Consider the following 21,428-nt stretch of genomic DNA (forward strand, 5'->3'; position numbering starts at 1 on the left):
TTTATACTAATGCACTTTACCCATTAACTTTTTAATTAACGGTGATGCTAAAAGAACAATAGCACCTGCACCTAAAGCATATTTTGCAATCAGCATAAAACCATCTGTATAAACCGTTAAAGTTGCAAAACCGTTAACATCGCCATCCGTACTTTCAATAGCTAATTGTTTACCAATAAAACCAACTATCTGAAATGCAAATGCAGATGATAAAAACCAAACCCCCATTATAAAGGCGATTAATCTAGCTGGTGCCAAATCTGTCATTTTAGAAAGACCGACAGGAGACATAAACAACTCACCAACCGACAATAGGAAATACATTAACAAAAGATATGTAAAAGGAACAAAACCGCTTTCGTTGGCGCTACCACCACTTAATGCTAAAACGTAAAAACTGACACCGGCAAAAAGTAATCCCAAACCAAATTTATACGGAGTTCTAGGATTCCAATTTTTCTTGCTCAACCACGTCCACATCATTGAGATAGGAATAGCCAATATTATAATGAACATGGAGTTCAGTGAATTGGTTTGTGCCGCAGACATAATACCATCCAAGTCAATATTTCTAGCTGCAAACAGTGTAATAACGCTACCGGATAACTCATGGAAACCCCAGAATATAGTCATGAAAAAAGTTAGCAAAACAGCTACGAATAGTTCTTTTCTCTCCTTAACATTTGCCTTGAACATCTCATATGCCAAATATGCCAATACCGCAATACCAATACCTGTAAAAATCACATTAACGATATTTTGATCTGCGAACAACCCATCTGTAGCAATAGCTTTATAAGATGATAATAACAATGCTATTAATGGCGCTGCCAATACAGCAAGTACAGGCACAAGAATACCTTGTTTTACACCAAGTACTTTTTTCTCCAATACATGCTCATTAGGTGGTAATCCCCTATCTCCAAAAACATTAGTTTGAATACCTCTCCAGAATACGATCAAACCGGTTAACATACCAATACCTGCTAAGCCAAAGCCATAGTGCCATCCATAAGTAGCCGCTAGCCATCCACACAACAAAGGAGCTACCCAACCACCAATATTAATACCCATATAAAAAATGGTAAATCCGGAATCTTTTTTAGGATCACCTTTCTCATATAAGGTACCCACGAACGTGGAAATATTTGGCTTAAAAAAACCGTTACCCACAATAATCAATGATAGGGCCAAAAAGAAGGCCATGTTGTTTTCAATAGCAAGAACAAAATGCCCTATAGACATTAAAATACCACCTAAGAAAATGGAATTACGCATTCCTAAAATCTTATCCGATAATTTACCTCCGATAACTGTAGAGGCATAAACTAATGATCCGTAAGAGGAGTATACAGCTGCCGTGGCATAATCTCTTTCTGCCAAGGCTTTGAAGATTACGTCAATCATATAAAGCGTCAGCAACGCTCGCATACCGTAGAAGCTAAAACGCTCCCACAACTCTGCAAAGAATAAATAAAATAAACCCTGCGGGTGTCCAAAAACCTGTTTTTGGTCTGAAAATTCAGTACTTTCAGTCATATAGATGTTAGTTTGATTAAAGTTTTTCTTTTATGAAATTGGTCATTTTGTTAAAAAGGTGAATTCTTGTATTTCCACCATAAATTCCGTGATTTTTATCTGGGTAGATTCCCCAATCAAATTGCTTGTTCGCTTGAATTAAAGCTTCAATCATTCTCATGGAATTCTGTACATGTACATTATCATCACCTGTACCATGTATCAACAAATAATCTCCTTCTAATAACTGCGGATAATTGAATGGCGAGTTGTCATCATAACCACTTGGGTTTTCTTGCGGCGTTTGCATGTAACGTTCCGTATAGATAGTATCATAAAAAGCCCATGAAGTTACCGGAGCAACCGCAATGGCCATTTCAAATGTATCGTTACCTTTTAAAATACAGTTTGTAGACATAAAGCCTCCATAGCTCCAACCCCAAATACCTGTTCTATCTGCATCTATATATGGTAATTCACTTATTTTTTTAGCAGCGGCTATTTGGTCCTCTACCTCATATTTACCTAATTCTTTCTGTGTAACTTTCTTGAAATCCCTTCCTTTAAATCCGGTTCCTCTACCATCTACACAAGCAACAATATAGCCTTCAGCTACTAAACCTTGATGCCAATAGTCGTTAGCACCCATCCAGCTGTTGCTCACATTTTGTGAGCCAGGACCACTGTACTGATACATAAACAACGGATATTTTTTTGAAGGGTCAAAATCTTTTGGCTTGATCATGTACATATTAAGATCATTGCCATTTATAGAAATAGTAGAGAATTCTTTAGGGCTAACAGCATAACCTTCTAACCTCTTCAATAATTGACTATTGTCTTTTATATCTTTTACTTTCTTACCGCTAATGGCTTGATGCAACGTGTATACCGGCGGAGTATCTGCACTTGAAAACGTATTAATAAAATAGGTGAAATCTGTGCTAAAAGAAGCGTTGTTCGTTCCTTTACTTACTGCCAAACCTTTTTTATCATCACCTCCACTACTAATATTGTAAACGCCACGGTTAATAGAACCGTTTTCTGTAGACTGGTAGTATATTTTATCTTCGTTTTGGTCGTAACCATAGTACTTGGTCACTTCCCAATCTCCTTTAGTAATTTGGTTCATTAAACTACCGTCCTCCCCATATAAGTAGATATGATTATAGCCATCTTTTTCACTTGTCCAGATAAAGCTATCATCTTCTAAAAAAGTCAAATTATCGGTAACGTCTACATAAGCGTCATCCTTTTCTACCAATAATACAGAAACTTCGCCCTTTTTAGCATTGACCGTATACATTGTTAATTGATCTTGATGTCTGTTTAGGGTCTGAACACTTAAATAATCTTTATGGTTTTTCCATTTAATTCTTGGTACGTAATAAGCATCTTTCAAATCAACCGAAGTAATTGACCCACTTGCAACGTCTAATAAATGCAATGTAACTATAGAATTATTTTCACCTGCTTTTGGATATTTAAATACGTGTGGCTGTTGATACAACCCTGTGCCGTATACGTCCATGGAAAATTCTGGAACATTGGCTTCATCAAAACGTAAAAAAGCTATTTTAGAACCATCTGCATTCCATTCAAAAGCACGAACAAATGCAAACTCTTCTTCATACACCCAATCGGTAACACCATTGATTATTTTATTATTTACTCCATCTTCAGTAACCTGTTTAGTTTTACCCGTAGAAAGATCAAAAATATAAATGTTGTTACTTTTCACATACGCAACTTTACTACCATCTGGGGATAATAATGGTTCTTGAATTTTGTCATCACTAACTTTCACTACCTCTTTTGTAGCAATATCGTAGACATAATATATACCAAGTTTCGATCTTCTGAATATTGGCTCTACTTCCGTAGACAATAGCATCTGTTTTTCATCTGAACTAAAGTCATATGAAGAGAAGGAAGTAATGTCAGCTAAATCTGCAGATGAAACTACGGTAGCTACTTTTTCTAATGTTTTATAATCGTATTTGTCAACCGTAGTAATTTGGCTGAATCTGTTTGTATTAAGAACCGTGTACTGGGTGCCGTTCTTCATGGACCTAAGGGCATCCATCCCTTCTGTTCTAAAAGCTCCTTGATAAATATCTGAAACTTGTATTTGTTTGTCCTGTGCCCAAGTAAATACGCTGAATGAAAGTAAAATCAACGCAATTAAGTGTGTTTTTCGCATATATAAGTGAATTTTGTTAAATCTCTCAAGTTTACCACAATTTCCTCAAAAAAACACGCTTTAGAGTAAAAAAGAAAGTGCTTTTAACGCTTTGACCATTTAAAAAAGATTATTGCCAATATGTGTATCTTTACCGCTGTTACAATGTGCTGCATTTTTCATGATCTTCACATGTACACAACATTGAATATTAGTAGAAAGTTATACCTAAATGACCAAACCGATAAGTGGTTTTTCCAAACTAACGAAAGAGGAAAAAATAGACTGGGTTACAGAGAATTTCACGCAAAACGCAGCCCAATCAAAGAAAATTCTGCAAACATATTGGAACCAAGATACAAGTGTTCAGCAATTGCATGATGAGTTTATTGAAAACACCATCACAAACTTATACGTACCACAAGGCATTGCACCCAATTTTTTAATCAACGATACGCTATACGCCATACCTATGGCCATAGAAGAGAGTTCTGTAATTGCAGCAGCAAGTAAAGCTGCTAAATTCTGGTTAAAACGAGGCGGATTCAAAGCAGAAATATTAGGCACTGAAAAAGTAGGTCAGGTTCATTTCATATTTAAAGGAGACACTAAAAAACTAGACTCGTTTTTTACGTACTTAAAACCTCTTTTACTAGCAGAAAGTGCATCTTTGACTACTAGCATGGAAAAAAGGGGTGGTGGCATTACAGACATCGTTCTAAAGAATAAAACCGATGAGCTGGACCACTATTTTCAATTGCACGCTACTTTTGAAACTAAGGATGCCATGGGCGCTAATTTCATCAACAGTTGTTTGGAGCAATTTGCAACAACCTTAAAAAAAGAAGCCGCCCAGTTTAATGCATTTTCTACACAAGAAAAAGATGTAGAAATAGTAATGAGCATACTTTCTAACTATGTTCCCAACTGTACCGTTCGCGCAGAAGTAAGTTGCCCGGTAGAAGATTTAAATCTATCGGCAGAATTGACTCCACAACACACTGCAGAAAAAATAATACAAGCCATCAAAATTGCTCAAGTGGAACCGTATCGTGCGGTGACGCACAACAAAGGCATCATGAACGGTATTGACGCGGTAGTACTGGCTACGGGAAACGACTTTAGAGCCGTTGAAGCTGGTGTACATGCATATGCTTGTAAAGACGGGCAATATAGAAGCTTAACCCATGCGAAAATTGAAGACGGAATTTTTAAATTTTGGATAGAGCTGCCTTTAGCACTAGGAACCGTTGGCGGACTTACGAATTTACATCCTCTTGTGAAGCTAAATTTAGAAATGTTGCAGCGACCATCGGCCAAAGAACTCATGCAAATAGTTGCCGTTGCGGGATTAGCCCAGAATTTTGCCGCAATAAGCTCTTTGGTTACTACAGGAATTCAAAAAGGGCACATGAAAATGCACCTGTTAAATATCTTAAACCAACTTGGAGCCAACGAAAATGAAAAAGCCACCTTGGTGAAACATTTTAAAACCAACCCGGTTAGCCACCACGCTGTGGAAAGTCAATTAAGTATTATTAGAAAGTAAATCTTTAAGCTATGACGAAGGAATTTTACAGCAATGGAAAATTACTATTGACAGGAGAATATGCCATTCTTGATGGTGCAAAAGGATTAGCATTACCAACGAAATTTGGACAGTCCTTAAAACTTAGAAATAAGAATACGGAGACAATTCACTGGTTTGGCGTTGATGAAAATGACGATACGTGGTTTTATGCCGAATTTTCTAAATTAGATTTTAAAACCGTTACAACCACTGACCAAGCTACATCCGATCGATTGAAGCAAATATTGACCGAAACCAACAAGCTTAATCCTGAATTCTTATCCAAGATTACTGAAAACAGTATTATCGAAACAAAAGTAACCTTTCCTATGGTTTGGGGATTGGGCACCTCTTCTACCTTAATAGCCAATATGTCAACTTGGGCAGGCGTTAATCCGTATCAATTACTAGAGTCCACTTTTGGTGGTAGCGGATATGATATTGCATGCGCAACGCATAACTCTGCTATTACCTATCAAAGAAATAATTTTGAGCCAATAGTTGATGAAGTTCATTTTAACCCATCTTTTAAAGACGAGCTGTTCTTTGTTTATCTAAACCAGAAAAAGAACAGTAGAGATGCCATTAATAGCTATAGAAGTTTAGATTTTGATAAAAAAGCTTTTATAACTAAGGTAGACGCTATAACCGAAAACATTCAAAAGTGTACCGACATAACCGAGTTTGAGGATTTATTGAACGAGCACGAGGCTATTTTATCAAAAACACTTCAAATTCCTACTATCAAAGATTCGCTTTTCACTGATTACCCTAGAACTATTAAAAGTTTAGGAGCTTGGGGCGGGGACTTTGTTTTAGTTACTGGAACGGAAAAAGATATGTCTTACTTCAAGAAAAAAGGATACCATACTATTCTCCCCTACTCAAAAATGATACTATAAAAAAAGAGCATCCAATTGGATGCTCTTTTTTTTATATAAATCTTAAAATTACTACTAGTAGAACGTAGCTCTTTTATCTTCAATTTCAGAACCGTCTTTCAACGCATTATAAACTTCAATGTTAGCACGACTAGCCGCACCGGTTTTCAAAGCATTGGCATATACACTATAGTTATCCAATTTAGGAGCTTCCGTCTTCTTAATGATCTCAATTTTGAAAACACCGGTGTTTCCTTGTATCAACCCTGAAGTTGCTCCAGCAGACATACCATAAGCAGTACCTACTACTACCGGCTCACTACCTGCACCAGGAATTGTTGGTGATTTAACAGTAAGCGCAGAAGCATTAGAAATACTTACACTATTATCAGATGCAATAGCGCTCATATCCTTACCTTTATTAGCAGCGATGATTTGAGCCGCCTTACGTTCTTTTCTTATTATAGGTAGAACAAGTATAGAAGCATCTTCAGCACTCATTACACCTTCCGCATAACTACCTGTTAACTGAACAACAGCATAACCGTTGTTGATATTAAATCTCTTTACATCACCAACTTCAGTATCAGCATTGAATGCCCACTGTACAATATTTCTCTGATTTGTTAACCCTGGAAGATTTTCATCTAAGGCCTTTATCTTATTTACTGGACGAACAACGTATTCATCTTTCTTTGCTATAGTAGAAAAGGCACTTTCGTCTTCGGTAGTTTCCATTTCAAATTTGGTAGCATTGGTAAACAATGTATTGATTGTTTCTTCTGAAGGAACGATTTCCCTAGATACAGTTGCTATTTGAACCACATCTTCTTTGTCATCAATTTTAATTACATGAAAACCGAAATCAGTTTCAACCAAGCCAATTGAACCTTCATTATTGTTAAATGCAAAATCATTGAATTTAGGCACCATAACTCCTCTTTGGAAATATCCTAAATCCCCACCATTTGGTGCAGATGGTCCGTCTGAGTTATCTCTTGCCAATTCAGCAAATACAACACCAGACTTTCTTGCTTCTCTCAATAATTCTTTTGCTTTAGCTTCTGCTTCTTCTTTTGTTCTAGTTACAGCTGGGTTAGCTCTTGTAGCACCTGTGTAAGCCAATAAAATATGACTCGCTTTTACAGAACCGTTTGGCTTTCTTGCAATCATTTTAGAAAGCTTGTATGAATCTCCATCTTTATAAGGACCGTAGATTTGACCTACGTTTAAACTCATTAAGGTATCTGCAACACTAGAAGGCAAGTTTTTCTTCGCCTTGTATATTGTATCAAATTTAGTATCTGAATATCTGTCTAAGAATGCAGCAACATCTGTTGTATTTCTAAATCCTCTAATAGTATCATTACGATCTGTTTGAGAATTGTACTCAATAGTATCATCTAAAAGTTTAGTGATCTCATCTTTAATTGCTGTTTGATCCGCCTCTGATGGCTTCTCTTGAAAATACACATACTGCAAATCTCTTGCAGGATCCTGCTTGTATTCATCTTTGTGCTTGCTTACATAATCAGCAATTTCACTTTTAGTAACGTTGATTGTACTATCTGGAATAGAAGTGTAAGGTACTCTTACATACTTAATATCCATTTTTTCGTTCGCCAATTTATAATCTAGCTCACCTTCTTTCAATGTAGCACCAACACCGGCCTTAACCATATTAAAATATGTTTGCTCTTTTGCCAATTGAACGATTTCATCTTCTGTTTGCAACCAAGCATCATATTGTGCAGGGTTGTTCACTTTCCAATCCGCAACGGTTTGTCTGAACATGTTTGCATCAAACTGACCATTTTGATCTTGAAACTGAGGATTCTGTGCATAACCGGTAGTTCTTAGAAAATCAACAATCTGATCTTGCTCTATACCAATACCCAAATCTTCAAACTGCTCCCCTAAGATGGTCTTTCTTACCTTGTTCTCCCAAACTTGGTTTACCACTTGCATTGATGATGTCGTTGGACCAACTCTGTTAGAAGCTACTTCAACTTCTTGTCTGAATTCATCAATAGAAATATCTTCTCCATTAATTTCAGCTACTGACGAGCCTACTTTTTCTCCTCCAAAATTGCTACTGGTAAAAACCCCAGAAATAACAAATGCAAAAAGTGCCAAACCTATAATCAAGATCAACACTGTTGTACGTTTCCTAATATTTTCTAATACTGCCATTCTAATTAACGTTTAAAATAATCGTTTGTGGTTATTGGGAGGCAAAACTACCATTTTTAATTGAAATAATAAAAACTAAAAAGACTCCTAATTTATTGATTGATGCACTGTTATTCCTCTTCCAAAACTTCTATTGAAATCAAATCTATTTTGGTATTGGAAACTTCTAGCACGGTAAACTTATAAGAGTCTATGGTAAGCTCTACTTCTTTATCTGGAATCTCCCCTAAGGTATGCACTAAAAGACCGCCTAAGGTCTCATATTCATCCGACACCGGAAGATTTAATTTGTGATTTTCATTAATATCATCTACTTCTAATCTTGCAGAAAATAAAAAGTGACGTTCATCCACCACTTCTTCCCTTAAATCTGTACTATCGTGCTCATCTTCTATTTCGCCGAAAAGCTCTTCCACAATATCTTCTACCGTTACCAAACCAGATGTACCACCATATTCATCTAAAACTACCGCAATACTTTTACGTTTTTTAATCAGTACATTAAGCATATCCTGAATAAGCATTGTTTCTGGCACAAACTCTACAGGTAATAAGATACTTTTAATCGTTTTTGGTTTTTTGAACAGTTCATAAGAATGCACATAACCTATGACATCATCTACAGTATCATTATATACTAATATTTTAGAATAACCTGTCTCGGTAAATAATTTTGCCAAATTTTTAGGGGTCTCATGCATTTCGACAGCCACAATCTCTGTTCTGGGCACCATAACTTCACGTGCTTTTACAGCAGCAAACTCCAATGCATTCTGAAAAATTTGAATCTCGGTATCTACCTCATCCTCTTCTTCAATAGTTTCCATCTGCTCTGTTATATAATCACCCAATTCCAATTTACTGAATGCCAACTGAACTTCATCTCCAGATGTTCCAAACACATATTTTAATATGAAATCAGAAATCCAAATAATAAAATCGGATATAAACGAAAATAAAATGTAGAATAAAAAAGCAGGGATTGCCAATAACTTCAATAGGTTATTCGCATAAATTTGAAAGAGTACTTTAGGTAAAAATTCTGCTGTTATTAGAATAACAAAAGTAGAAATCAATGTTTGGGTCAACAGACTAAAATCTGTGATCAACAACTTCAAAAAAGTATTGTTAGGCGCAATACCAGTAAACCAATTCATAAGCACTTCGCCCATGAAAAGACCATAAATAACCAAGGCTATATTGTTACCAATAAGCATGGTGGCAATAAATTTTGATGGTTTTTTGGTCAACCTGGTCAATACCATTGCCAAAAAGCCTTCTTGTTTTTTCTCTATTTCAATATGGATTTTGTTCGCAGAAATAAAGGCAATTTCCATTCCTGAGAAAAATGCTGAAAAAATCAAGGAAAGTATAATGATAATACCGGCTGTACCCACTATTTATTTTGATTATCCCGTTTACGTTGTTCGAATTTTTTTCTGTAGTTTCTTCTAAACAAGAACATACCTATAGATACTATGGCAAAGAACACGAAGAAATAAGCCGTAGTTCTATCCGTATTCCAATCTGTAAATATTCTGAAAATTGAAAATCCAGCTACTATTACGTATAAGTATTCTGTATACCTTAAAATATTAATCATTCTCTTGTTCTTTATCTTCTTTAATCAACATAAGTCCGTAGGTCTTATGTGCATTTAAAAATTTAAGGTCTTTTTGAATATCCATTCCTTCACCATCCATTACCGTTCCATCATCAGGATTGGTAAATGTGAACTTCTCTTGCGTAAATGCCCATTCGTTACCACGGTCGTAATACAATTGAGATGTTGCTAATTTCTTACCATCATCACTCTTTATAAGTACATTACCACGCAAATCTACGATAGAAGTCTTAGAATACAACACTCCGTAGTCTGCCTCTATAATTGTTTTTTCATTTTTTTCGTTGAAAATCTCCACCAAAAGACCTTCTGGAAATGTTTGATACGGAAAAGACAACTGCTCAAAATCATTTCTAACAGGACCCGAGAGTATTGCTAGAACTTTAGAAGAACCCTCATCTTCTGAGCCTAATTTTTCTGGGGATTCCGTGTAGGTAGCCACAAAATTCTCTGCTACACTTCTAGGATAAACCTTTTTTGGCGCCTCTTCCCCAACTCTCTTGTATTCATCTTGACAAGATAAAAAAAGCATTGCCATGGTATAAACCACGGCAATGCCTTTAAAATTTTTAATCTGTATCATTTTTTCTATAAAGAAGGTACTTTCACGCTACCACCAACCCAACAGTTGAAAGTAACAGTTTTACCAGCCATACCTGAACTAAAGATCATCTCTTTAGATGGTGCTTTTGAACTATAGCTGTTTGCAGCTTGACTTGAAGAACCACTTAATGATGGATCTACTCTACCTGCTTTTCTTGCCATATCCGCAGCTTTCCAATAGATAGCTCTTTTCTCGAAAGCAGACGTACCACAACTGTTTGCACTTGTTGCATATAAATTAGCGATCAATAAATATGCACGACCGTTAGATGGGTTAGCATCAATAGCTTTCTGAGCATATTTACGAGCAGTAGACTTACTACCTTTTCTTTTATTAATAACTGCTACTTTGTAAGCAATCTTAGATTTCTTCTCGTTATTTGTTTCTAAAGACAATGCTTTATCAAAATCTGCAAGTGCACCTGAGCTATCCCCATTTTTCATTTTCAAAGTACCACCATATACATAAGCATCTGCAGATGGGTCTAAAGCTAACTGCGCTTCAAATAATTTTTGGAATAAAGGATCATCCGTACATTCTTTGTTGAACATAAGACCTACCGCTCTTTTCACCCAAACAACATCACCTTTTTTCTCTTCAAAACTCTTTTCGTATAAAGGAATAAGGTTACTACAGTCTGCTAAAGGACCTAATTTAGAATCAATACTACCAGCAATTTTACCATAAGCTCCAGAGTAAGAGTTGTAAGCCTTTAAACGAGACTTTTCTTTTGAAGTTAATGTGCCAGCTTCTTCTTTAGGTAATAACTTTGCTATTTTTCCTGTAATTTTTTCGTTTTCAACTTCTATTTTTTCAGTAACCGCATCGTATACATCAAAAACTTCTTGCAAATCTTTTCTACCTGCTTTATGCTCATCAACCAAACTAGAGAAATAGATATATAATGCCTTAGGATTTGTGAAGTTTTCTTTATCCTTAGTAAATGCATCATTTAACATGCTGTACATTTTAGCATCATCTGCCATTTTATTATCGTACATCACCATTGCCTTATCAACATCGGTTTCACCTTGACTAGTTTTAGATGCAAAATACTTTAACTTATTGTCGTAAAGACCCATAAGATCATTAGCAAATTTTTCCTTGTCGGCACCAGTAGCCTTTTTCATCTTATCTTTAAGTATACGTTCACCATATACATAGATAGCGTTATTTAACTGTGGACAAGTTTCATAAACCATTTTCCATGGCTCATAGGCCGCATCATAATTTTTAACTTTTGAATGCTCAGAAAAAATGGACAAGTTAGTCATACATTCAGGGTTTTGCGCCTGCGCATTGCTCACTCCCATCATCCCTAGGAACATTATTGCCGTGAAGTAAAGTTTCGATTTCATGTTTTCTCTTTTTAAAATGGTTAATGTACTAAATTTTTATTAATTGATTTTTCTTTTCTGGAACCAACGATCGTTTAACGATAGACCTACATTAAATTTAAAATAGCTCTCTTCTATCAAATTAGCTCTTGTAGTTCCTCTTTTACCAAATTCAAAACCTAAGTTAAGATTTGAGAAACTTCGTCCCAGTGGCAAGCCTAATCCAAAAGTTATGCCAAAGTTATTTATATCAACGTCATTCACTAACATACCGGTCTTATCCAAACGTAAACCAGCTCGGTAAGTAACTCGTTTAAAGTAACTTGTAAAAGAACCATGCTCTGGGGTAATAAAAGCACCTAAAGCAAAAGAACTTGCGTCTTCATACGCTATATTATCTGCACCTAAGAATACATTTTCAAAAGAACTCATCTCCTGAAAACTATATTCAGCACCTATAAACCATTTATAATCCTCTCCATAACCAATACCCAATGTAGTTGTTGTAGGTATTTTTAATTCCGTATTTTTCAAATTCTGGGAAACCAAATCCACTTCCAACTCTTCTATATTACCACCTGTGGATACAGAAAAAGAACCCAATTGCCTATCATTTGTAGACACTAGATTACCTTGCGTATTTACTCTTATTGATGTGTGAAGCCTATTTCTACCCTTAATAATAGGAGAATAATTTAAGGCGTAGTTAAAATCGAAACCATTTACTCTTGAACTTCTTCTATCGAAAGTACCAAATTGGACATCTTCTATTTGTTGTAATCTTTCGCTCTCCAGTGTACCAAAATTGAAATTCACAGTTGCACCTATGCTTAAATCTTTCAACACTTCATATCCTACAGAATAAAAAGCCCGCGTTAAACCACCTTCACCAGAATAGACATTGGTCAAAGAATTTCCAGAAACAGTTCTTTCATCCACTAGATTATACCCTACAGATGAATATGGCATAATACCAAAACCCATACCTAGACCCTTACCAACACTAAAACCTAATGCCAAGTAGTCCAAACTGGTTATAGAGCTTTGCTCTTCTTCCGTAAAACTTTTAAGTGTGTATTGTTTATTGGAGACACCTGCAGTATAGGTAACCAAACCTTCACGGTCCATTACCTCAAGCCCTAATTTCCCAAAAGCGGCAGGGTTTTTTAAATTGATATGAACACTATCGGCATAGACGCCAATACCCCCCATCATTTGATTTTCTACCGTACTTTCATTCCTTAAATCACCTATTCCGAAAAAAGAATAGGGAGAAACAGTACCATCTTGAGCGTACATACCAACAGTGGTAATGTATACAATTGCAATTACAATTTTTCTGATCATTTAGTGCTTGTTGTATTCCAGCAAATAATTAAGCCCTTTCAGGAGAAATTTGGAATCCGCAAATATGGTATTTTTTAATCGTTTAGACAAAAATTGTGTGTCCCCACCGGTTAAAATAACTGTTAAATTTTCAAATCTAGCTTTGAAAAGATCAATGACACCGTCTATTTCAAGCGTTATTCCATTTACAACTCCACTATGAAGACAGTTTTCAGTAGTATTACCTATGTAGTCCAATAACTCTTTTTTCTCGAGTAACGGCAACTTCGCCGTCTGTTCATGCATGGCTTTATAGCGCATTTGTACTCCTGGTGAAATAGCTCCGCCCAGGTATTCATCAAAATCATTTAACATATCATAGGTAACACAACTACCAGCATCAATTATTAAATTATTATGATGTGGATTAAAATAATAAGCCGCCGTTGCCAAGGCTAAACGATCAACACCTAATGTCTGAGGTGAGGCATATGAGTTCTTAAATGGCACTTTTGAGGTGTTTGAAAGCTCATGTAAGTCACAAAAAACGGCCACAACCTTCATTTGTTCCTTTGAAAGTGATCCAACACTGGAAACAATGGAAAATTCAATTTTCGGAAATTCTTTGAATATTTTTTTTACCGCTTCAACAAACAAATCGACAACAACAGTCTCTAAATGAATTATTTCCGACTTTCTAAAGATTGCTAACTTAACGTTTGTATTACCCGCATCAATTATTAAATTCATGTTACAAAGATTAAAAATTAAAAAAACATTTTTCTTTTTTTACGATTTAGTTTGGAAATCATAAAATTGAAATTATATTTGCACCCGCTTACAGCAAGCATGGTGCCTTAGCTCAGTTGGTAGAGCAATGGACTGAAAATCCATGTGTCCCTGGTTCGATTCCTGGAGGCACCACAATAGATCCTTACTTAACGGTAAGGATTTTTTTGTTTTATACACCTACCTGTTGCACTACAAAAATACATAGGACCTTTTAAGCAGCATACTTGCAACTCATTATTCTACTATAAATCTAAATTGAATTTTGACCTTCTACGGTCAATGATAGTCAAGAATACCTGTAGTTTTATCTAAAACATTAGAACAACCTATTACCAAAGAAACAACACTGGTAAACGTTTGAATACACCTTCTTAGAAAAAATCAACATTGTAAACTATTGCTTTAAAGACGGCAGAATTTAAATAGCATAGACATCGCTAGCTAAAAAAGGATCAACGAACGCTCCGTTTTAATCCCAAACCCGTTCTACCTTATGCTCGGTAAAATCTTCTATTTTTAATTTCTCTTTTGAATTATTCACAATGGTCAAAGCCCTAAAAAACTCATTGGGAAAAATTTGATTGGTCATCACATACTGACCCTCATTGATGAATAGCTCTAACGAAGAATGATCTAAAAGCATAACCACCTCAATAGGACCATTGGGAATATTGGGAATTTTCATTTGTTGAACACCAGGAGCAAATTTTTCACTAAAGTCCACTTTCCCTGATTTCCTTCGATCTAGGGTCACTATCTTTTTATCTCTATCAATAGCTATACTTAAACTATCCCCATTTTTATTCCTGAAATACATTTGCGCATTTGGCACGGATAACGTAAACTGAATTTTACTTTGATTTCCATATTTAAGCGGAAGAATTCTTTTACGTGTAGGCAGAATCTCTATCACACTTTCAGGATATGCTAGTGCAACGTGCTTCTCAAAACTTTTTAAAGGATAATTAAACAACGACACCTCATCTCCTACCTTACGCAAGCTCAACAACCTTGGCACCGTCATGGCACTACGCCATTTTTCTGTAGGCGTATCCGTTGCATAGTCCCAATTACTCATCCAACCCATAAACACACGCTGGTCATTAGGAACATCGTTATAGGTCACCCCTGCATAATTATCTCTTCCCAAATCTACCCATTTGTGCTTTACTTGATCGGTAGTGAAAGTTGCACCATCAAAATCCCCTATAAAATATTGCGTTCCACTACCTCCGTTTGGCGCACCCGGGTTAACACTTATCAGTAGTACCCATTTAACTTCATCAGTACCATCTATTTTTAGCGGAAACATATCTGGGCATTCCCAAACTCCGCCATGTGCTCCTTGTTCCTTACCAAACTCACTAACTTTTTCCCACTCTTTTAAATTTGGAGAATTCCAGATTTGCAAATGATCTCCTGCAACCAAAAGCATGGTCCAGCTTTCGGTTATTTTATTCCAAAACACCTTAGGATCTCTAAAATCTTTATTACCCGGATTTTCTATAACCGGATTTCCCTCATACTTGGTCCAGCTTTCACCATTATCTAAACTATAGGCAATGCCTTGCGTTTCATAATCATTGGTACCGGCTTTTTCCGCTACTGAGTTATGATAGGTAAATATGGCAACCATTGCAGGATTATCAACCGTACCAAAATCTGAAGTGTTATTATGATCCACCACCGCACTACCAGAAAATATGTATCCGTTTTCATCAGGATAAAGTGCTACTGGTTTATGTTTCCACTTTACCATATCTTCACTTACCGCATGCCCCCAATGCATAGGTCCCCAAACCGTACTATCAGGATAATATTGATAGAACAAATGATACAGGCTATCCTTGTACACTAATCCGTTAGGATCGTTCATCCAGTTTTTCTCTGGCGAAAAATGATACTGAGACCTATATGGTTCTATATAATATCCCGTAGGCTCCTCATCTTCCGTAACAACTTCTTGTTTTACATGTTGCTTACAACTAAAATTAAATAGAACACATATTATAATAAATGCCACTAAGCCATTATTTTGCATAGTTTTAACCATAAATTCACTTTTATACCGGCACTTCTTAAATCGTATTTATAGTACCTTTGTAATAATGAAAATACTAAATTATAAATTATTACTCTGTGTATTTACCTTCCTTTCTTTATCGCAAAAAGGGATAAGTCAAGACAAAATTTCCAAGGCTCTAAAATCTTGGAATAAGGGAACGATACCTTATGTTTATTTTGATCATATGCCTACGACCGATTCTATCGCGTTTTTGGATACAAGGGAAAAAGAAGAGTTTGAGGTTAGCCATCTAGAAAATGCCCTATGGGTAGGTTATAAAAAATTTAACGAACAAGTAGTGCTTGAAACCATTACAGATAAGGATCAACCCATAATCGTTTACTGCTCTATAGGAGTACGCTCTGAAGATATAGGCGAACAATTAAAAGAATTAGGCTATACCAATATTCTCAATTTATATGGTGGTATTTTTGATTGGAAAAATAAAGGAGGCGAAGTTTTTAACGACCAAGAAATAGCTACCGATAGCGTTCATGCTTTTAGCAAGCATTGGGGCAAACTTTTACACGAAGGTATAAAGGTTTATTAATAAAGGAGTTAGGAAAAACAAAAAATTACATTGGGAATATTACTGAACAATAAAACAGAGAAAGACGAGAAAATTATAGATTTCACTCTCGCAAACTCAAATAACCTTTTGCTTATTTTCACTAGAAACCCAGAATTGGGCAAAGGTAAAAGGCGTTTAGCCGCTACCATCGGTGATCAGGCTGCATTAGATATATATAAATTCTTATTAAACCACACCGTATCCATCACCAAGAACCTATACGCAGAAAAACAGGTGTATTATTCTGAAGAAATTTGGGAAAATGATATTTGGGACAATCAGAAATTTGATAAAAAAATTCAAATAGGTGACGACTTGGGTGATCGTATGGCAAATGCTTTTCAAGAAGGGTTCCAAAACGATTATCAAAAGATCATTATTATTGGCAGCGATATGCTTGATTTATCTCAAGAAAATCTAGAAAATGCTTTTAAAGCTCTGGAGAAAAATGATTTTGTAGTAGGTCCGGCTGATGATGGCGGATATTATTTATTGGGTATGAAAAAATTTATGCCTGAACTTTTTAAAAATAAAACTTGGGGCACTGAAACGGTTCTAAAAGATACTTTAGCTGATTTAGAACATGAAAGCACCGAACTTTTAGAATCTAAAAACGATGTAGATTATTACGAGGACATAAAGGATATTGATGCCTTTAAACCCTTTTTAAAACATATAAATTTATGATGAAAGATGAACTTTTAGAATCTGTAGCATACCTTAAAAATAAAGGTTTTGACAATCCAGAAATTGGTATTGTTCTAGGCACAGGTTTAGGAAAACTAGTTGATAGTGTAGAAGACCCTATTGAGGCGCACTACAATCACATTCCGTTTTTTCCATTGGCAACCGTGGAATTCCACACAGGCAAATTGGTTTATGGAACCATTTCTGGAAAGAAAGTAGTGGTCATGCAAGGTCGTTTTCACCTGTATGAAGGTTATGACTTTTTAGATATTACCTACCCAATTCGTGTTATGCACATGTTGGGCATTTCAAAACTTTTCATATCTAACGCAGCTGGTGCGGTAAACCTTGACTTTAAAAAAGGTGACATGATGTTGATAGAAGACCACATTAATCTACAAGGTGGTTCGCCATTGGCATTTAAGGGTGTTAGTGAATTTGGAGAACGTTTTGCAGATATGTCAGAGCCTTATGACTTAGATATGCGTAACAAATTAACCACTATTGCCAAAGACCTAAATATATCATTGAAGAGCGGTGTATACGCTTCTGTTGTTGGACCTCAACTAGAAACCAGGGCAGAATACAGAATGATTAAATTAATTGGTGCGGATGCCGTTGGTATGAGTACTGTACCAGAAGTTATCGTTGCCAATCATTTATCGCTACCCATTGTTGCGGTTTCTGTTTTAACTGATGAATGCGACCCAGACAATCTAAAACCAGTTGATATCGCTGAAATTATTTCTATTGCAGAAAAGACCGAACCTAAAATGGTGAAGTTATTTCAAGAATTAATCAAGCAATTGTAAGGTTTATTGGTATTTGACTACCATAAGAAAGCAAATACTTTATTATGAGTACTCACCAGCCAACCATAAGTATTATCATTCCGGTATTAAATGAAGAAAAGTACATTAAAGATGTACTTTTTGCCATTTCCAACAAATCGGGCACTGACCGAATTAAAGAAATACTTGTGGTTGATGGTGGTAGTACCGACCTTACCGTAACCAATGCCCAAAAATATGGAGCAACGGTAATTAAAAGTAATAAAGGACGTGCTACACAAATGAACCTTGGCGCTGCAAATGCAACTGGCGACATTCTTTATTTTATACATGTAGATACGCTACCTCCAAAAGATTTCGACAGCGCTATTTTAAACGAAATCGACCAAGGTTTTGAGGTAGGTTGTTTTCAAATGCGTTTTAATAGTAATAGCCCTTTCTTAAAATTCTTTAGTTGGTGCACACGCATTAATCATCAAATTTGTCGTGGCGGTGACCAGTCGCTTTTCATCACCAGTAAACTATTTCAACAACTTAAGGGTTTCAATGAAAGTTATGTTATTTACGAAGACAATGAATTCATTAGAAGAGTTTACAAACTAAAACCTTTTACGATTATTTCTTCTGCCGTAACCACTTCCGCACGACGTTATGAAGAACGAGGCATGGTTAAATTACAATATCACTTTGGTATGATTCATTTAAAATATTATTTAGGCGCTAACCCAATAGAACTTCATCAATATTACTTAAAATATATAGCTGCCTAATCTATTCCCCTTCAAAATCTAACAACACTCCTTCACTGATCCATTTAGCAAGTGCTTGGCGATTATCTGGATCTAAGATCCTGACCTGATCTTTTTTATTCCTAATATTCCCAATCTCAATATATGCCATTGCTGGGTGCGTTTTCTTTACCAAATACAGCGAAGTTCTATCTTCAAAAGTACCTGAGTACGTTCTATTAGGCTGATATTTCTTGTACTTGGCTCCAAACGTTTTATGAATACTTTCTGCTAGTTTTTCTCCGTTCTTGCTTTTCTCATGGTGATAAAAGAAAACATCTATATTTTGATTTTCGCTTCTACTATCTACATGGGTAACGATCAAGCGTTGGTATTTACCTCTGTTATCTTTATATAAATCATTGATAATATCTACACGTTGTTTTAACCGCGCCAACTGATTTAAAGGAATTGTTTTATCTGGATACGCTACTTCATCATGATCAATTTCTAAAACTCGTTCATCTCTAATGCCATCGTTTTCATCTTGTATGATGATGTATACCTCAGCACCATGAGCCATTAATTCTTTTGCCAATCGCAGCGTAATATCATAAGCATATTCATCTTCTGCTATTGCCTTGCCAGCATACATGCCCATTGCACCGGGATCAGGACCTCCATGACCGCTTACCAAGTAGTAAACATTACCTTTTAAACGCTCACTTTTTTCAATTACGGTTTTGTATTTTTCTCCGAAAATAGCATAAGAAGCACTCTCTATCTCTTTTGCTTCTTTTGCCTGAATTTGCAATGAGTCAACAATAGCTACCGTATCTAATTTTACATCTGGCATTACATAAGTTCTGCCTGCTATTAAATGAACACTATCTCTTAAGTTTTCCATATTCAATGTCACAAACTCATCGAATACTTCGTACGGGTCTACCCCTTGCTTTCTTATCAGCGATAAAATTCCGTCACCAGGTTCTGCCGTAACGGTCTTCAGTGAATCTTGCCCGAAGCAAAAAACACTTAAAAACATACATATTATACCTGTAAGATTGCTGTATTTCATCCTATCACTAAATACAAGGTCTATGCCAGAAAACAATTAACACCCTTAAATTCAGTACAAAGATTGCTAAAAATATTGACCAATACCAAAGACAATACCGTTGTCTCCGTCTTTTGTGATTCCGTAGCCGTAATCTATTCTAAAAATAGCATTGAAAATTCGCTTATGCATAAAACGCAGACCTACACCTGGGTAGATTCTTATATTTTCACTTTTCCATAAGTCATCAAATCCGCCTGCAGGGTTACGCCATGTACCTCCATCAACGAATATATTTCCCTGCAATACAAATTTGTTTTTATCAATAAAGGTCTGACGATATTCCGTGTTCAAAACAATCATTCCCGTTCCCCTATCTATTGTATTACCAACACCTCTAATATTTAAATTATTATCTACGGTAAACGGTGCAAACGGACTATCAACATTACTGGCTAAACCTAAACGCAATCTATTTGCCCAATTACCCCTATCGCCTACTCTCTTAAAATAGGTGAAATCATTAAAACCGATTAAAAATTCTGGCAAACTTGTATTTGTACTGCCAACATATTGAAAATTCAGCTGACTTCTAAATCCTTCGAGATAGTGGTAGAAATAATCCAAACTATTATAATCATATATGAACTTGAACAAATGCTTATCTACATTTAAATTCAATGGCACACCTGCACCGGTTGCACCTTCAACGTATGCATAATCTTCAGTAAAAAAACTAAAGCCCAACTCCATTCTATTTTTGAAATTGAATTCATACAGCCCTAAAAGCTCGAAGCCCGTGTTGCTATACTTATAATCTGCTGTATCATCTTGGAAAAAGACAGGTTCTAATGTGGTAAAATCGTTATAATTAATAGCTAGACCAAGCTTATTTGAAAAGAGATAAGGTGCTCTTACGCTCACCCCAAAAGAGCTATAATTATCATACTGATAAAAAGCTCCTAACGTAATATTACGACCAAAAGAATTAAACTCTTGTAGTCCCACCCTAAATGCAAAATTGTCATTGGACGAGCTGAAAAGATTTGCAAACGGAATTAAAGTGAAATTTTCTTCAATGACATATTCAACCTTGCAAGTTTCATTTTGCAATACACTTACCTTATAATATGCATGAGATATAGAGGGCAATCTTTTTAAACGAAGCATATCTCTATTCATAAGAACAGAATCCAAGACCATACCTTTCTCTAAATCCACAAGATTTTCAATGAATGATACCTTGGTGCGTTTTGTTCCAGAAAACTGTAATTCCGCCACTGTAACATCTTGCCCTTTCATTATGAAACTGACAAGTATTATAAATAGAAATGGTAGCGTTTTTGTATTCATTCTTTTAAGTACTCATATCCTGACCAATATGAATTTTGCTCTAAGGTTTCCAATATAGAACAAAATATGGGTGTAATCAATTATAGTTCAAAAGCATACCTATAAACATCAAAAAAGAGCCTATTTGTTTTTCAACAAAAGGCTCTTTT

At 35.7% G+C, this 21,428-nt stretch carries 18 protein-coding genes and 1 tRNA gene; 7 read left to right on the forward strand and 12 right to left on the reverse strand.

Annotated features, from left to right (window positions below):
- Nucleotides 1-6: 6 nt before the first annotated feature.
- Both UH1x_RS06060 and UH1x_RS06065 read right to left on the reverse strand, forming a co-directional pair.
- The gene (locus UH1x_RS06060) at nt 7-1,539 is read right to left on the reverse strand and encodes a peptide MFS transporter (protein WP_482625763.1); all 1,533 of its coding nucleotides are present in this window, start codon (nt 1,537-1,539) and stop codon (nt 7-9) included.
- A 16-nt stretch (nt 1,540-1,555) separates the two neighbouring features.
- Nucleotides 1,556-3,721: a S9 family peptidase gene (locus tag UH1x_RS06065; RefSeq protein ID WP_482625764.1), complete on the reverse strand. Its 2,166-nt coding sequence runs from the start codon at nt 3,719-3,721 to the stop codon at nt 1,556-1,558.
- Between the two features lie 211 nt (nt 3,722-3,932).
- Between UH1x_RS06065 and UH1x_RS06070 the strand changes: the two genes are divergently transcribed.
- Together UH1x_RS06070 and UH1x_RS06075 are read left to right on the forward strand one after the other, a co-directional pair.
- Nucleotides 3,933-5,249 (forward strand): hydroxymethylglutaryl-CoA reductase, degradative, encoded by a 1,317-nt coding sequence (locus tag UH1x_RS06070; RefSeq protein WP_482625765.1) that lies wholly within the window; start codon nt 3,933-3,935, stop codon nt 5,247-5,249.
- A gap of 11 nt (nt 5,250-5,260) precedes the next feature.
- Nucleotides 5,261-6,172: a GYDIA family GHMP kinase gene (locus UH1x_RS06075; RefSeq protein ID WP_482625766.1), complete on the forward strand. Its 912-nt coding sequence runs from the start codon at nt 5,261-5,263 to the stop codon at nt 6,170-6,172.
- 54 nt (nt 6,173-6,226) lie between these two features.
- On the opposite strand, the gene UH1x_RS06080 is transcribed toward UH1x_RS06075, so the two are convergent.
- The 7 genes from UH1x_RS06080 to UH1x_RS06110 form a co-directional block, all read right to left on the reverse strand.
- Entirely contained in the window at nt 6,227-8,344 is a 2,118-nt protein-coding gene (locus UH1x_RS06080) for a peptidylprolyl isomerase (RefSeq protein WP_482625767.1), read from the reverse strand.
- A 110-nt stretch (nt 8,345-8,454) separates the two neighbouring features.
- Nucleotides 8,455-9,681 (reverse strand): hemolysin family protein, encoded by a 1,227-nt coding sequence (locus UH1x_RS06085; RefSeq protein WP_482626492.1) that lies wholly within the window; start codon nt 9,679-9,681, stop codon nt 8,455-8,457.
- A gap of 59 nt (nt 9,682-9,740) precedes the next feature.
- On the reverse strand, nt 9,741-9,947 hold the full coding sequence (locus UH1x_RS06090; RefSeq protein WP_482625768.1) for a hypothetical protein: 207 nt from the start codon (nt 9,945-9,947) through the stop codon (nt 9,741-9,743).
- A complete protein-coding gene (gene lptC / locus UH1x_RS06095) occupies nt 9,940-10,551 on the reverse strand; it encodes an LPS export ABC transporter periplasmic protein LptC (RefSeq protein ID WP_482625769.1) in 612 nt (203 codons plus the stop codon). The genes UH1x_RS06090 and lptC overlap by 8 nt, the downstream gene beginning before the upstream one ends.
- A 5-nt stretch (nt 10,552-10,556) precedes the next feature.
- Entirely contained in the window at nt 10,557-11,930 is a 1,374-nt protein-coding gene (locus UH1x_RS06100) for a tetratricopeptide repeat protein (RefSeq protein WP_482625770.1), read from the reverse strand.
- Nucleotides 11,931-11,969: 39 nt separating this feature from the next.
- Complete coding sequence (gene bamG / locus UH1x_RS06105) at nt 11,970-13,256, reverse strand: BamG family beta-barrel-assembly machinery protein (protein WP_482625771.1); 1,287 nt, start codon at nt 13,254-13,256, stop codon at nt 11,970-11,972.
- On the reverse strand, nt 13,257-13,985 hold the full coding sequence (locus tag UH1x_RS06110; protein ID WP_482625772.1) for a type III pantothenate kinase: 729 nt from the start codon (nt 13,983-13,985) through the stop codon (nt 13,257-13,259).
- Between the two features lie 101 nt (nt 13,986-14,086).
- On the opposite strand from UH1x_RS06110, the gene UH1x_RS06115 reads away from it, so the two are divergent.
- Nucleotides 14,087-14,159, forward strand: a tRNA-Phe gene (locus UH1x_RS06115).
- Between the two features lie 337 nt (nt 14,160-14,496).
- Here the strand turns inward: UH1x_RS06115 and UH1x_RS06120 are convergent.
- On the reverse strand, nt 14,497-16,050 hold the full coding sequence (locus UH1x_RS06120) for a glycoside hydrolase family 32 protein (protein ID WP_482625773.1): 1,554 nt from the start codon (nt 16,048-16,050) through the stop codon (nt 14,497-14,499).
- An 85-nt stretch (nt 16,051-16,135) separates the two neighbouring features.
- Between UH1x_RS06120 and UH1x_RS06125 the strand changes: the two genes are divergently transcribed.
- Genes UH1x_RS06125 through UH1x_RS06140 form a run of 4 tightly spaced genes read left to right on the forward strand, consistent with a single transcriptional unit; the run spans nt 16,136 to nt 18,911 of the window.
- Nucleotides 16,136-16,642, forward strand: coding sequence for a rhodanese-like domain-containing protein (locus UH1x_RS06125; RefSeq protein ID WP_482625774.1), 507 nt, complete (start codon nt 16,136-16,138; stop codon nt 16,640-16,642).
- 36 nt (nt 16,643-16,678) lie between these two features.
- Nucleotides 16,679-17,350 carry a TIGR04282 family arsenosugar biosynthesis glycosyltransferase gene (locus UH1x_RS06130; protein WP_482626493.1) on the forward strand — a complete coding sequence of 224 codons (672 nt, stop codon included), beginning with the start codon at nt 16,679-16,681 and terminating at the stop codon, nt 17,348-17,350.
- A complete protein-coding gene (locus UH1x_RS06135; RefSeq protein WP_036156837.1) occupies nt 17,347-18,162 on the forward strand; it encodes a purine-nucleoside phosphorylase in 816 nt (271 codons plus the stop codon). The genes UH1x_RS06130 and UH1x_RS06135 overlap by 4 nt, the downstream gene beginning before the upstream one ends.
- 44 nt (nt 18,163-18,206) lie before the next feature.
- Nucleotides 18,207-18,911 (forward strand): TIGR04283 family arsenosugar biosynthesis glycosyltransferase, encoded by a 705-nt coding sequence (locus UH1x_RS06140; RefSeq protein ID WP_482625775.1) that lies wholly within the window; start codon nt 18,207-18,209, stop codon nt 18,909-18,911.
- Nucleotide 18,912: 1 nt separating this feature from the next.
- On the opposite strand, the gene UH1x_RS06145 is transcribed toward UH1x_RS06140, so the two are convergent.
- Nucleotides 18,913-19,914 (reverse strand): N-acetylmuramoyl-L-alanine amidase family protein, encoded by a 1,002-nt coding sequence (locus UH1x_RS06145; RefSeq protein WP_482625776.1) that lies wholly within the window; start codon nt 19,912-19,914, stop codon nt 18,913-18,915.
- A gap of 99 nt (nt 19,915-20,013) precedes the next feature.
- Nucleotides 20,014-21,279 carry a BamA/TamA family outer membrane protein gene (locus UH1x_RS06150; RefSeq protein WP_482625777.1) on the reverse strand — a complete coding sequence of 422 codons (1,266 nt, stop codon included), beginning with the start codon at nt 21,277-21,279 and terminating at the stop codon, nt 20,014-20,016.
- Between the last annotated feature and the right edge of the window lie 149 nt (nt 21,280-21,428).

Source organism: Maribacter sp. UH1, assembly GCF_056839145.1.

Coding starts and splice junctions, on each gene's coding strand:
- UH1x_RS06125 (WP_482625774.1), top strand. CDS start 16,136: ATGAAAATACTAAATTATAAATTATTACTCTGTGTATTTACCTTCCTT.
- UH1x_RS06080 (WP_482625767.1), bottom strand. CDS start 8,344: ATGGCAGTATTAGAAAATATTAGGAAACGTACAACAGTGTTGATCTTG.
- UH1x_RS06110 (WP_482625772.1), bottom strand. CDS start 13,985: ATGAATTTAATAATTGATGCGGGTAATACAAACGTTAAGTTAGCAATC.
- UH1x_RS06140 (WP_482625775.1), top strand. CDS start 18,207: ATGAGTACTCACCAGCCAACCATAAGTATTATCATTCCGGTATTAAAT.
- UH1x_RS06145 (WP_482625776.1), bottom strand. CDS start 19,914: ATGTTTTTAAGTGTTTTTTGCTTCGGGCAAGATTCACTGAAGACCGTT.
- lptC (WP_482625769.1), bottom strand. CDS start 10,551: ATGATACAGATTAAAAATTTTAAAGGCATTGCCGTGGTTTATACCATG.
- UH1x_RS06085 (WP_482626492.1), bottom strand. CDS start 9,681: ATGGAAATTGCCTTTATTTCTGCGAACAAAATCCATATTGAAATAGAG.
- UH1x_RS06135 (WP_036156837.1), top strand. CDS start 17,347: ATGATGAAAGATGAACTTTTAGAATCTGTAGCATACCTTAAAAATAAA.
- UH1x_RS06075 (WP_482625766.1), top strand. CDS start 5,261: ATGACGAAGGAATTTTACAGCAATGGAAAATTACTATTGACAGGAGAA.
- UH1x_RS06100 (WP_482625770.1), bottom strand. CDS start 11,930: ATGAAATCGAAACTTTACTTCACGGCAATAATGTTCCTAGGGATGATG.
- UH1x_RS06090 (WP_482625768.1), bottom strand. CDS start 9,947: ATGATTAATATTTTAAGGTATACAGAATACTTATACGTAATAGTAGCT.
- UH1x_RS06070 (WP_482625765.1), top strand. CDS start 3,933: ATGACCAAACCGATAAGTGGTTTTTCCAAACTAACGAAAGAGGAAAAA.
- UH1x_RS06065 (WP_482625764.1), bottom strand. CDS start 3,721: ATGCGAAAAACACACTTAATTGCGTTGATTTTACTTTCATTCAGCGTA.
- bamG (WP_482625771.1), bottom strand. CDS start 13,256: ATGATCAGAAAAATTGTAATTGCAATTGTATACATTACCACTGTTGGT.
- UH1x_RS06150 (WP_482625777.1), bottom strand. CDS start 21,279: ATGAATACAAAAACGCTACCATTTCTATTTATAATACTTGTCAGTTTC.
- UH1x_RS06060 (WP_482625763.1), bottom strand. CDS start 1,539: ATGACTGAAAGTACTGAATTTTCAGACCAAAAACAGGTTTTTGGACAC.